This window comes from Duganella aquatilis, from assembly GCF_009674565.1.
GTDB classification, from domain to species: Bacteria; Pseudomonadota; Gammaproteobacteria; order Burkholderiales; family Burkholderiaceae_D; genus Rugamonas; species Rugamonas aquatilis.
The window spans coordinates 22,972-35,871 of record NZ_WKJL01000041.1; the positions used below are offsets into that span (position 1 = coordinate 22,972).

Annotated in this window: 9 protein-coding genes and 1 tRNA gene; all 10 read right to left on the reverse strand. The window is 57.9% G+C overall.

From position 1 onward, the window contains the following. Positions 1 to 144: 144 nt before the first annotated feature. The gene (gene rpoC, locus GJ698_RS29000; RefSeq protein ID WP_154361333.1) at positions 145 to 4,377 is read right to left on the reverse strand and encodes a DNA-directed RNA polymerase subunit beta'; all 4,233 of its coding nucleotides are present in this window, start codon (positions 4,375 to 4,377) and stop codon (positions 145 to 147) included. 70 nt (positions 4,378 to 4,447) lie between these two features. Further along, on the reverse strand, positions 4,448 to 8,557 hold the full coding sequence (gene rpoB / locus GJ698_RS29005; protein WP_154361334.1) for a DNA-directed RNA polymerase subunit beta: 4,110 nt from the start codon (positions 8,555 to 8,557) through the stop codon (positions 4,448 to 4,450). 258 nt (positions 8,558 to 8,815) lie between these two features. Then, positions 8,816 to 9,193 carry a 50S ribosomal protein L7/L12 gene (rplL, locus tag GJ698_RS29010; RefSeq protein ID WP_072789264.1) on the reverse strand — a complete coding sequence of 126 codons (378 nt, stop codon included), beginning with the start codon at positions 9,191 to 9,193 and terminating at the stop codon, positions 8,816 to 8,818. A gap of 76 nt (positions 9,194 to 9,269) precedes the next feature. Beyond that, positions 9,270 to 9,803, reverse strand: a complete 534-nt coding sequence (rplJ, locus tag GJ698_RS29015) for a 50S ribosomal protein L10 (RefSeq protein WP_166455007.1) — start codon at positions 9,801 to 9,803, stop codon at positions 9,270 to 9,272. Between the two features lie 253 nt (positions 9,804 to 10,056). Next, positions 10,057 to 10,752 (reverse strand): 50S ribosomal protein L1, encoded by a 696-nt coding sequence (gene rplA / locus GJ698_RS29020; protein ID WP_154361335.1) that lies wholly within the window; start codon positions 10,750 to 10,752, stop codon positions 10,057 to 10,059. A 2-nt stretch (positions 10,753 to 10,754) separates the two neighbouring features. After that, complete coding sequence (rplK, locus tag GJ698_RS29025) at positions 10,755 to 11,186, reverse strand: 50S ribosomal protein L11 (protein ID WP_154361336.1); 432 nt, start codon at positions 11,184 to 11,186, stop codon at positions 10,755 to 10,757. 124 nt (positions 11,187 to 11,310) lie between these two features. Next, complete coding sequence (nusG, locus tag GJ698_RS29030) at positions 11,311 to 11,928, reverse strand: transcription termination/antitermination protein NusG (protein ID WP_154361337.1); 618 nt, start codon at positions 11,926 to 11,928, stop codon at positions 11,311 to 11,313. Beyond that, positions 11,928 to 12,311: a preprotein translocase subunit SecE gene (secE, locus tag GJ698_RS29035; RefSeq protein ID WP_154361338.1), complete on the reverse strand. Its 384-nt coding sequence runs from the start codon at positions 12,309 to 12,311 to the stop codon at positions 11,928 to 11,930. Before secE ends, nusG begins: the two co-directional genes overlap by 1 nt. A 36-nt stretch (positions 12,312 to 12,347) precedes the next feature. Continuing rightward, positions 12,348 to 12,423, reverse strand: a tRNA-Trp gene (locus tag GJ698_RS29040). A gap of 64 nt (positions 12,424 to 12,487) precedes the next feature. Continuing rightward, positions 12,488 to 12,900, reverse strand: a 413-nt coding sequence (locus tag GJ698_RS29045) for an EF-Tu C-terminal domain-related protein (RefSeq protein ID WP_229260213.1), incomplete at its 5' end; no start/stop codon positions are given.

Below are 12,900 nucleotides of genomic sequence, written 5' to 3' on the forward strand. Positions count from 1 at the left end.
AAACCGGGGTCAGTTCTGCCAATCGCACACGGGCTCAGCTATAACGTTCGCTATAGCTGAGCCCGTGTGCGATTGGCAGAACTGACCCCGGTTTGACGAAAAAAAACGGCACCCGAAGGTGCCGTTTTTTTTGGTGCTTGAAGATTACGCTTCGTCGCTGTGCGGGGCCACCGATTCGATGGCTTCCACGTCGCCGCCGGACATGGCGGCTTTTTCGGCTGCCAGCAGAGCTTGACGCTCTTCGACTTCCCACTGCTCTTTCTCTTTGCGAGCGCGATGGAAGGCCAGACCGGTACCGCCTGGGATCAGACGACCCACGATGACGTTCTCTTTCAGACCACGCAGACCATCGCGTTTGCCCATGATCGCGGCTTCGGTCAGAACGCGGGTAGTTTCCTGGAACGATGCGGCCGAGATGAACGAATCGGTCGACAGCGATGCCTTGGTAATACCCAGCAGAACGTTTTCGTAAGTTGCAGGGATCTTATTCTCTGCATTCACACGATCGTTTTCATCCAGCAGTTCCGAACGCTCAACCTGCTCGCCAACGATGTAGTTGGTGTCGCCGGCATTCACGATCTGAACACGACGCAGCATCTGACGCACAATGACTTCAATGTGCTTGTCGTTAATCTTCACGCCTTGCAGACGATAAACGTCCTGCACTTCGTCAACGATATAACGGGCCAGCGCTTCAATACCCAGCAGACGCAGAATATCTTGTGGATCGGCCGGGCCGTCGACAATCATCTCGCCTTTATTTACCACCTGGCCGTCGTGGACCAGCACTTGTTTATCCTTGGTAATCAGGAACTCGTGCTTGTTACCGTCCATGTCGGTAATTTCCAGACGCTGCTTACCTTTGGTTTCTTTACCGAAGGCCACCGTACCGGTCACTTCCGCCAGCATGCCGGCGTCTTTTGGCGAACGTGCTTCGAACAGCTCGGCAACGCGCGGCAGACCACCGGTAATGTCACGGGTTTTCTGCGATTCGGTCGGGATACGTGCCAGCACTTCACCCACCGATACCGCCTGGCCGTCTTTCACCATGATCAGCGCGCCAACCTGGAAGCCGATCGCCACGGCGTGTTCGGTGCCGGCGATCTTCACTTCGTTGCCGTCTTCGTTCAGCAGTTTCACCTGTGGACGCAGGGTCTTGGTCAGCGAACCACGACGCTTGGCATCGATCACCACCAGGGTGGCCAGACCGGTCACTTCGTCCACCTGACGGGCTACGGTCACGCCTTCTTCGACGTTCTCGAAACGCACCGTACCGGCGTACTCGGTAATGATCGGACGGGTCAGCGGATCCCAGGTCGCCAGGGCGGTGCCAGCCTTGACGGTCAGACCATCCTTGACGATCAGGGTCGCGCCGTACGGCACCTTGTGACGCTCGCGCTCACGGCCGTGGTCGTCGGTGATCAGTACTTCGCCCGAACGGGAAATGACGATTTGCGCGCCCTTGCCGTTGGTCACATAACGCATGGTCGAGGTGAAACGAATCACACCGTTCGACTTGGCTTCAACCGACGACGCCACTGCTGCACGCGATGCCGCACCACCGATGTGGAAGGTACGCATGGTCAGCTGGGTACCCGGCTCACCGATCGACTGCGCTGCCACCACACCGACGGCTTCACCGGCGTTGACCAGCAGGCCGCGGCCCAGGTCGCGGCCGTAGCACTTGGCGCACAGGCCGAAGCGGGTGTCGCAAGTCAGCGGGGTACGGACCTTCACTTCGTCGATGCCGACGCGTTCGATCTCTTCCACCATGTCTTCGTCCAGCAGCGTGCCGGCTTCGTACAGGGTCGCCTGGGTCTCAGGGTTGACGATGTCGGTGCCTGCCACGCGGCCGAGGATACGGTCGCGCAGGGCTTCGATCACTTCACCGCCTTCAACCATCGCCTTCATCACGGTACCGTTGCTGGTGCCGCAATCGTCTTCGATGACCACCAGATCCTGGGTCACGTCGACCAGACGACGGGTCAGGTAACCCGAGTTTGCCGTTTTCAGTGCCGTATCCGCCAGACCTTTACGAGCGCCGTGGGTCGAGATGAAGTACTGCAACACGTTCAGACCTTCGCGGAAGTTCGCGGTAATCGGCGTTTCGATAATCGAACCGTCCGGTTTCGCCATCAGACCACGCATACCCGCCAGCTGGCGAATCTGGGCTGCCGAACCACGCGCGCCCGAGTCGGCCATCATGTAAATCGCGTTGAACGATTCCTGGGTCGACTTGGTGCCGTCACGCTTGATGACGTCTTCCACTTTCAGCTGGTCCATCATGGCCTTGCCGACTTCGTCGGAAGTCTTGCCCCAGATGTCGACCACTTTGTTGTAACGCTCGCCAGCGGTCACCAGACCCGAAGCGTACTGCTGCTCGATCTGTTTGACTTCCGACTCGGCGGTCGAAATCAGGGTGACTTTTTGTGGCGGTACCAGCATGTCGTCCACGCAGATCGAAATACCGGCGCGGGTTGCCAGGCGGAAGCCCGACTGCATCAGCTGGTCGGCAAACACCACGGTAGCGCGCAGACCGCACTTACGGAACGAGGTGTTGATCAGCTTGGAAATTTCTTTCTTTTTCAGCGCGCGGTTCAGCACCGAGAAAGGCAGACCTTTCGGCAGGATTTCCGACAGGATGGCGCGGCCCACCGTGGTTTCGTAACGGGTCACGGTGCGAACGAATTCGCCCGTCGCTGGATCTTTTGGATTCTCAACGATACGTACGGTGATACGGGTGGTCAGTTCCACTTCCTTGTTGTCGTAGGCACGGATGACTTCCGACACGTCCGGGAACAGCATGCCTTCGTTCTTTGCATTGATCGCTTCGCGGGTCGCGTAGTACAGACCCAGCACGATATCCTGCGAAGGAACGATCGACGGTTCGCCGTTCGATGGGAACAGGATGTTGTTCGAAGCCAGCATCAGGGTGCGGGCTTCCATCTGTGCTTCGATCGACAGCGGCACGTGGACTGCCATCTGGTCACCGTCGAAGTCGGCATTGAATGCCGCGCAAACGAGTGGGTGCAGCTGGATCGCTTTACCTTCGATCAGGACCGGCTCGAAAGCCTGGATGCCCAGACGGTGCAGGGTTGGTGCACGGTTCAGCATGATCGGGTGTTCGCGGATCACGTCTTCCAGGATGTCCCAGACCACTGGTTCTTGAATCTCAACCAGTTTCTTCGCTGCCTTGATGGTCGTAGCCAGACCCATCAGTTCCAGCTTGTTGAAGATGAACGGCTTGAACAGTTCCAGCGCCATCAGCTTCGGCAGACCGCACTGGTGCAGTTTCAGCTGTGGACCCACCACGATGACCGAACGGCCGGAGTAGTCGACGCGTTTACCCAGCAAGTTCTGACGGAAGCGGCCGCCCTTACCTTTGATCATCTCAGCCAGCGATTTCAGCGGACGCTTGTTGGCGCCGGTCATCGCTTTGCCGCGACGGCCGTTGTCCAGCAGCGAGTCGACTGCTTCTTGCAGCATGCGCTTTTCGTTGCGCGTGATGATCTCTGGAGCGCGCAGCTCCATCAGGCGTTTCAGACGGTTGTTACGGTTGATCACGCGGCGATACAGATCGTTCAGATCCGAGGTCGCGAAACGGCCGCCGTCCAGTGGCACCAGCGGACGCAGTTCCGGCGGCAGCACCGGCAGCACTTCCATGATCATCCACTCAGGCTTGATGCCCGAACGCTGGAACGCTTCCAGCACTTTCAGACGCTTGGCGTATTTTTTGATCTTGGCTTCGGACTTCGATTCCTTCAGTTCCACGCGCAGGGTCTCGGCATCGCGGTGGATGTCGATCGAGCGCAGCAGTTCACGGATACCTTCGGCGCCCATGAAGGCGGTGAAGTCGTCGCCGTACTCTTCGTACTTGGCGGCGTAGTCGTCTTCCGACATGATCTGGCACTTCTTCAGCGGGGTCATGCCTGGATCGGTCACGACATATGCTTCGAAGTACAGCACGCGTTCGATGTCGCGCAGGGTCATGTCCAGCACCATACCCAGACGCGACGGCAGCGATTTCAGGAACCAGATGTGCGCGGTTGGCGAGGCCAGTTCGATGTGGCCCATGCGCTCACGGCGCACCTTGGCCAGCGTGACTTCGACGCCGCATTTTTCGCAGATGACGCCGCGGTGTTTCAGGCGCTTGTACTTGCCGCACAGGCATTCGTAGTCCTTGATCGGGCCAAAGATCTTGGCGCAGAACAGACCATCGCGCTCAGGCTTGAAGGTACGGTAGTTGATGGTTTCCGGCTTTTTGACTTCGCCGTAGGACCACGAACGGATTTTTTCAGGCGAAGCGAGACCGATCTTGATCGCGTCAAAGGTCTCGTTCGTCTGTACTTGCTTGAATAGATCGAGCAGTGCTTTCATGTATCACTCCAGGTAGTGATGAATTCTTCAAATTGCGCCACTGGTTGCCCAGTGGCGCGGTGCTTGTGTCTTAGTTGCGTTCCAGGTCGATATCGATACCCAGGGAACGGATCTCTTTCACCAGCACGTTGAACGATTCCGGCATGCCGGCATCGATCACGTGGTCGCCCTTGACGAGGTTTTCGTACACTTTGGTACGGCCATTCACGTCATCGGACTTCACAGTCAACATCTCTTGCAGCACGTACGATGCGCCGTACGCTTCCAGTGCCCACACCTCCATCTCACCGAAGCGCTGGCCGCCGAACTGGGCTTTACCGCCCAGCGGCTGCTGCGTCACCAGCGAGTATGGACCGGTCGAACGCGCGTGCATCTTGTCATCGACCAAGTGGTGCAGCTTCAGCATGTGCATCACGCCCACGGTGACCTTGCGCTCGAACGCTTCGCCGGTACGGCCGTCGTACATGGTGACCTGATTCTTCGACGGCGTCATGCCCAGTTTGGTGGCGATGTCGTCAGGGTAAGCCAGGTCCAGCATGCGGCGGATTTCCGACTCGTGCGCACCGTCGAACACCGGCGTTGCGAACGGCACACCTTTTTTCAGGTTGTGCGCCAGCTTCATGATCTCTTCGTCGTCGAAGTTGTCCAGATCTTCCGGACGACCCGATTCGTTGTAGACCGTGGTCAGGTACTTGCGCATCTCTTCGACTTTGATCTGCTGTTGCAGCATCTCGCCGATACGGATACCCAGGCCTTTCGCTGCCCAGCCCAGGTGGGTTTCCAGGATCTGACCCACGTTCATCCGCGATGGCACACCCAGCGGGTTCAGCACCACGTCGGCCGGCGTACCGTCGGCCATGTACGGCATGTCTTCCACCGGCACGATACGCGAGACCACACCCTTGTTACCGTGGCGGCCCGCCATCTTGTCGCCCGACTGCAGGCGGCGTTTGACGGCCAGGTAAACCTTGACCATCTTCTGCACGCCAGGTTGCAGCTCGTCGCCCTGGGTCAGCTTCTTGCGCTTCTCTTCGAAGGCCAGATCGAACTGGTGACGCTTCTCGTTGATCGATTCCTTGATCGCTTCCAGCGCGGTAGCAGCGGTGTCGTCCGCAGGGCGGATGTCGAACCAGTGGTACTTGTCCAGATCGGCCAGGTATTCCTTGGTGATCTTGGCGCCTTTGGCCAGCTTCTTCGGACCGCCGTTGACCACCTGGCCAATCAGCATTTTTTCCAGACGCTGGAAGGCATCGCCTTCCACAATACGCATCTGGTCGTTCAGGTCCAGGCGGAAGCGTTTCAGTTCATCGTCGATGATCTGCTGGGCGCGTTTGTCGCGCACGATGCCTTCGCGGGTGAACACCTGGACGTCGATCACGGTGCCGACCATGCCCGAAGGCACGCGCAGCGAGGTGTCTTTCACGTCCGATGCTTTTTCACCGAAGATGGCGCGCAGCAGCTTCTCTTCCGGCGTCAGCTGGGTTTCGCCCTTCGGCGTCACCTTGCCGACCAGCGTGTCGCCGGCCTGCACTTCGGCGCCGATGTACACGATACCGGATTCATCCAGACGGGCCAGCTGGTTCTCAGCCAGGTTCGAGATGTCGCGGGTGATTTCTTCCGCGCCCAGTTTGGTATCACGTGCCACCACGCTCAGTTCTTCGATGTGGATCGAGGTGTAACGGTCGTCCTTGACGACGTTTTCCGAGATCAGGATCGAATCCTCGAAGTTCAGACCATTCCATGGCATGAAGGCCACGGTCATGTTCTGGCCCAGCGCCAATTCACCCAGGTCGGTCGATGCGCCGTCGGCGATCACGTCGCGCTTGGCCACGCGGTCGCCTACCTTGACGATAGGACGCTGGTTGATGTTGGTGTTCTGGTTCGAACGGGTGTACTTGATCAGGTTGTAGATGTCCACGCCGACTTCGCCCGCTTGCGCTTCGTCGTCGTTGACGCGGATCACCACACGGCCGGCATCGATGTAATCGACGATACCGCCACGCACAGCCTGCACGGTGGTGCCCGAGTCGACCGCCACGGTGCGTTCGATACCGGTACCGACCAGCGCCTTTTCAGGACGCAGGCAAGGCACAGCCTGACGCTGCATGTTGGCGCCCATCAGTGCACGGTTCGCATCATCGTGTTCCAGGAATGGAATCAGCGACGCTGCCACGGAAACGATCTGGCCTGGGGCCACGTCCATGTACTGCACGCGCTCCGGCGACACCAGGATGGTCTCGCCGGCTTCGCGCGACGACACCAGTTCGTCGACCAGCTGACCGCTTTCATTGATCTTGGCATTCGCCTGAGCAATGATGTAGCGGCCTTCTTCGATCGCCGACAGGTAATCGATCTGGTCGGTGATCTTCGAGTCCACCACCTTGCGGTACGGGGTTTCCAGGAAGCCGTATTCGTTCAGGCGGGCATACAGTGCCAGCGAGTTGATCAGGCCGATGTTCGGGCCTTCCGGCGTTTCGATCGGGCACACGCGGCCGTAGTGGGTCGGGTGCACGTCGCGCACCTCGAAGCCGGCGCGCTCGCGGGTCAGACCGCCAGGGCCCAGGGCGGAAACGCGGCGTTTGTGCGTGATTTCCGACAGCGGGTTGGTCTGGTCCATGAACTGCGACAGCTGCGACGAACCGAAGAACTCACGGATCGCGGCCGAGATCGGCTTGCTGTTGATCAGGTCGTGCGGCATCAGGTTGTCGGCTTCGGCCTGGCCCAGACGCTCCTTGACGGCGCGCTCAACACGCACCAGGCCGGCGCGGAACTGGTTCTCGGCCAGTTCGCCGACGCAACGTACGCGACGGTTGCCCAGGTGATCGATATCGTCGACTTCGCCGCGGCCATTGCGCAGTTCCACCAGGATCTTGATCACGGCCAGCACGTCTTCGTTCGACAGCGTCATGGCGCCGGTCAGTTCGTCACGGCCGATGCGGCGGTTGAACTTCATGCGGCCCACGGCCGACAGGTCGTAGCGGTCCGGGCTGTAGAACAGGCCGTTGAACAACGCTTCGACCGAGTCTTCGGTTGGCGGTTCGCCAGGACGCATCATGCGGTAGATCGCGATACGCGCGGCCATCTGGTCGGCGGTGTCGTCGATGCGCAGGGTTTGCGAAATGTAGCCGCCCTGGTCCAGATCGTTGGTGTACAGGGTCTGGATGTCGGTCACGCTGGCGTCGCGCAGGCGGCCCAGCACGTCTTCGGTCAGCTCATCGTTGGCGCTGGCGATGACTTCGCCGGTGTCGCCGTCGACGATGTTCTTGGCCAGCACGCGGCCCAGCAGGTAGTCCTCGGGCACCGAGATGTGTTTCAGGCCGGCAGCGTCGATGTCGCGTACATGCTTGGCATTGATACGCTTGTCTTTCATGACGATGGTCTTGCCGGTCTTCGGATCGACGATGTCGAAGCGCGCGACTTCGCCGCGCAGGCGTTCGGCGACGAATTCCATTTCCGCGCCTTCCGAGCGCAGGTGGAAATTGTCGAACACGAAGAAGTTGGCCAGGATCTGTTCCGGCGTCATGCCGATGGCCTTCAGCAGGATGCTGACTGGCATCTTGCGGCGGCGGTCGACGCGGAAGTACAGGATGTCTTTCGGGTCGAACTCGAAGTCCAGCCACGAGCCGCGGTAAGGAATGATACGGGCCGAGAACAGCAGTTTGCCGGACGAGTGGGTCTTGCCGCGGTCGTGCTCGAAGAACACGCCAGGGGAGCGATGCAGCTGCGAAACGATAACGCGCTCAGTACCATTGATGACGAACGAACCGGTGGAGGTCATCAGGGGCAGTTCGCCCATGTAGACTTCCTGTTCCTTCATCTCTTTGACGACCGGCTTGGTCGGCGATTCCTTGTCCAGGATCACCAGACGTACCTTGGCGCGCAGCGGCGACGCGAACGTCAGGCCACGCAGTTGGCATTCCTTGACGTCAAAGGCAGGATCGCCCAGCACGTACGACAGGAATTCGAGACGCGCAAAGCCATTGTGCGAAACGATAGGGAAAATCGAGGTAAAGGCCGACTGCAGGCCATCGTTCTTGCGCGTCGACGGTGCGATGTCTTCTTGCAAGAAGCTGTGATAGGACTCGAGCTGGGTAGCCAGCAGGAACGGAACGTTGTGAACGTTGGCGCGCTTCGCGAATGATTTGCGAATGCGTTTCTTCTCAGTAAATGAGTAGTGCATGGACACTCCGTGAGTGACAGAAAGGGAAAAAATTTCAGGTTTAGCCTGTGTGGCTAGGCAGTCTGTCACACAGACGAAACCTGAAACTTCTACCATTTCCAGCTGATTCAATTGGAACTGCAACGTCGGTAAAACGCTACAAATACGACACAGACGACAAAGGAGCCAAAGCCGGATATTTCCCCTTTTTCAAGAGGAACCATCCGCTGCTTTGGCTCATGGCGCTAACTGTAAGCTGTTAGCTGCCGGTACAACTGATTACTTCAGGTCGGCCTTGGCGCCAGCTTCTTCCAGCTTTTTCTTAGCGGCTTCAGCGTCAGCTTTCGACAGAGCTTCTTTTACGGTTTTTGGTGCGCCATCAACCACGTCTTTGGCTTCTTTCAGGCCCAGACCGGTGATTTCGCGAACTGCTTTAATCACGCCAACTTTGTTCGCGCCGACTTCGGTCAGAACCAGGTTGAATTCGGTTTGCTCTTCAGCAGCAGCTGCGCCGCCAGCTGCGCCGCCAGCTGCTGGAGCAGCCATTGCAGCGGCCGAAACGCCGAATTTTTCTTCGAAAGCTTTGACCAGTTCGTTCAGGTCCATTACGGACATTTCGCTCACTGCGTTCAGGATGTCGTCTTTGCTAATTGCCATTTGAAACTCCAATAATTTTTTGATTCGTTAATACATCAGAATGCTACTTGAGAAAAAACCCGGCTGCGCTAAGGAATTAGGCAGCTGGCGCTTCTTCTGCTGCAACTTCAGCAGCAGGCGCGCCTTCGGATTTTTTCGCTGCCAGAGCAGCCAGACCACGTGCAAAGCCCGATACCGGAGCCAGCATAACGCCCAACAGCTGCGAGATGAGGACTTCACGGCTAGGAATGCTCGCCAACGCGGTAACAGCTGCTTTATCCAGCTGTTTGCCTGCGTAGTTACCGGCAGTGATGACCAGTTTGTCGTTGGTTTTAGCGAAGTCGTTGATGACTTTAGCTGCTGCAACGGCATCGTCCGAGATCGAGTAGATCAGCGGACCGGTCATGCTGTCTGCCAGGGCGGCAAATTGCGTGCCTTCAACGGAGCGACGTGCGAGGGTGTTTTTCAACACTCGCAGGTACACGCCTTGAGCGCGCGCTTTGGCACGGAGTTGCGTCAAGTGAGCAACCTGGATGCCACGATACTCGGCCACGACGATAGTTTGCGCAGTTGCTACTTTTGCGGAAACTTCGGCGACGACGGCCTTTTTGTCATTCAGATTGAGACCCACGGTCAATCTCCTTAAATGATGGCTGGCTGAATTGCCGGCCATCGGTTCGAACAACGGCGTCCGAGGTTAGGAGTCCAATGGACTGCAAAACTTGATCGGGAACACCATCTGCGTTGGGTGAAACATTCAATTAACCGGATGCCTGCCTGATGCACCTGGCCCAACGGTCTTTGATTGCGGCTGCTGCCGAAACAGCAGCCATCCCAAAGAACTGCCCCACACCTTGCGGCATGAGGGCTTAATACTTTAAAACTTAGGCAGCCAGGCTAGCCTGGTCAACACGGACGCCAGCGCCCATGGTCGACGACAGGGAAACCTTGCGCAGGTACACACCTTTGCTCGATGCTGGCTTGGCTTTGTTCAGCGCGTCGATCAGGGCAACCAGGTTGGTTTTCAGATCGGCGTCAGCGAACGACTTGCGGCCGATCGTTGCGTGGATGATACCGGCTTTGTCGGTACGGTACTGAACCTGACCGGCTTTCGCGTTTTTCACGGCGGTAGCGACGTCAGGGGTCACGGTGCCCACTTTCGGGTTAGGCATCAGGCCGCGTGGGCCCAGGATCTGACCCAGGGTACCAACGATACGCATGGTGTCTGGCGACGCGATGACGATATCGAAAGGCATGTCGCCGGCTTTGACGCGCTCGGCCAAGTCTTCCATACCGACGACGTCGGCGCCGGCGGCTTTCGCCTGCTCAGCCTTGTCGCCCGAAGCGAACACAGCGACGCGAACGGTTTTGCCGGTGCCAGCTGGCAGCACGACGGAACCGCGGACAACCTGGTCCGATTTCTTAGGATCCACACCCAGCTGGACCGACACGTCGATCGATTCGTTGAACTTGGCGGTGGCCAGTTCTTTGATCAGAGCAACAGCGTTGTCGAACGAGTAGTTCTTGGTGCTATCAACTTTGGCTTTGATAGCTTGTGCGCGTTTGGACAGTTTTGCCATGATTACAGACCTTCCACCGTGATGCCCATCGAACGTGCGGAACCAGCGATGGTGCGTACAGCAGCATCCAGGTCGGCAGCGGTCAGATCAGGGGTTTTCAATTTAGCGATTTCTTCAGCTTGCGCACGGGTCAGCTTACCGACTTTGTCGGTATGTGGCTTCGGCGAACCTTTTTGCACGCCCGAGTGCTTCTTGATCAGGAAGGTTGCTGGCGGGGTCTTCATCACGAAGGTGAACGACTTGTCAGCGAACGCGGTGATCACGACCGGGATCGGCATGCCTGGTTCCATACCTTGGGTCTGCGCGTTGAACGCTTTGCAGAATTCCATGATGTTCAGACCGCGTTGACCCAGAGCTGGACCGATCGGTGGGGATGGGTTTGCTTTACCAGCTGGCACTTGCAGCTTGATAAAACCAATGATTTTCTTTGCCATGATGGCTCCTATCTTGGATATGAGTAGTAGCGCCCCACCATGCGTGTTCTGCAGGGCGGGGCTCCTCTTGCGCCAGATTTGCGGAGGTTTTTACACCGTCGCCCGTTCTGGCGAACGGTGCTGCTTATACTTTTTCGACCTGGCCGAACTCAAGTTCCACCGGCGTCGCGCGGCCAAAGATGGTGACCGAGACGCGCACTTTCGATTTCTCGTAGTTGACTTCCTCGACATTGCCGTTGAAATCGGTGAACGGGCCATCCTTGATGCGGACTTGCTCGCCCACTTCGTACAGCACTTTCGGCCGTGGCTTCTCGACGCCTTCCTGCATCTGCTGCATGATCTTGTCGATCTCGCGCGCGGGAATCGGGGTCGGCTTGTTCGATTTGCCGCCGATGAAGCCGGTCACCTTGCTGGTGTTTTTCACCAGGTGCCAGGTTTCGTCGGTCATTTCCATCTCGACCAGCACGTAGCCAGGGAAGAAACGGCGCTCGGTAACCGATTTCTGGCCATTGCGCACTTCGACCACTTCTTCGGTCGGCACCAGGATCTGGCCAAACTGTTCTTGCATGCCGGCGCGTTCGACGCGCTCGGTCAGCGCGCGCTGCACGCTTTTTTCCATGCCGGAGTACGCATGCACAACGTACCAGCGCTTGTTGCTTACTGGTACGCTGACGGGCGCCGCGTCTTGAGCGGCTTCGACCGGATTTTCACCGGTCGCATCATCTTGCACGTTTTCGCTCATTATTTTCGTATGCCCAGAATGACGTCGTACAACAGGAATTCCAGAGTCTTATCCGTGCCCCACAGGAACACTGCCATCACCAGAACAAAGGCAAACACGATGCCGGTGATCTGGGTCGCCTCGCGGCGGGTCGGCCAGACGACCTTTTTCGTCTCGCGGACGGCTTCTTTGGCAAAATTCAGGAAATCACGGCCAGTCGACGAAGTCCACAAGATCAAAACGGCAAAAGCCAAACCAGCCACAAGTGCGCCTGCGCGTACCAGAGCTGGTTTGTCCGACAGGTAGTAAAACCCTATCACGCCCACGATTGCAACGACAATTGCCAGTGCAACCTTAATCTTGTCATTCGACGTGCTGACGGTCTGCACGGATTGATTAGACATTTATATTTTACTTTCGGTGCCCTGCACCAGATTCGGTGGCAGGGGCGGAGGGCCTCGAACCCCCAACCTTCGGTTTTGGAGACCGACGCTCTGCCAATTGAGCTACGCCCCTACATAAAACTACAAAGGATCCGGATTATACCACCCGGACACCCGGGTGGCAATCTCACATCCTATTAGGCCAGGATCTTGGCAACCACGCCTGCGCCTACGGTACGGCCACCTTCGCGGATTGCGAAGCGCAGACCTTCTTCCATCGCGATCGGGTTGATCAGCTTGACGGTGATCGACACGTTGTCGCCTGGCATAACCATTTCTTTGTCCGCCGGCAGTTCGATCGAACCGGTCACGTCAGTCGTACGGAAGTAGAACTGTGGACGATAGTTGTTGAAGAACGGGGTGTGACGACCGCCTTCATCTTTCGACAGCACGTAGATCTCGCCGGTGAAGTGGTTGTGCGGCTTGATCGAGCCTGGTTTTGCCAGAACTTGACCACGTTGCACGTCTTCACGCTTGGTGCCGCGCAGCAGCAGACCAACGTTGTCGCCTGCCTGACCTTGGTCCAGCAGTTTGCGGAACATTTCCACGC

Coding starts and splice junctions, on each gene's coding strand:
- nusG (WP_154361337.1), bottom strand. CDS start 11,928: ATGAGCGAAAACGTGCAAGATGATGCGACCGGTGAAAATCCGGTCGAA.
- rpoC (WP_154361333.1), bottom strand. CDS start 4,377: ATGAAAGCACTGCTCGATCTATTCAAGCAAGTACAGACGAACGAGACC.
- rplL (WP_072789264.1), bottom strand. CDS start 9,193: ATGGCAATTAGCAAAGACGACATCCTGAACGCAGTGAGCGAAATGTCC.
- secE (WP_154361338.1), bottom strand. CDS start 12,311: ATGTCTAATCAATCCGTGCAGACCGTCAGCACGTCGAATGACAAGATT.
- rpoB (WP_154361334.1), bottom strand. CDS start 8,557: ATGCACTACTCATTTACTGAGAAGAAACGCATTCGCAAATCATTCGCG.
- rplK (WP_154361336.1), bottom strand. CDS start 11,186: ATGGCAAAGAAAATCATTGGTTTTATCAAGCTGCAAGTGCCAGCTGGT.
- rplA (WP_154361335.1), bottom strand. CDS start 10,752: ATGGCAAAACTGTCCAAACGCGCACAAGCTATCAAAGCCAAAGTTGAT.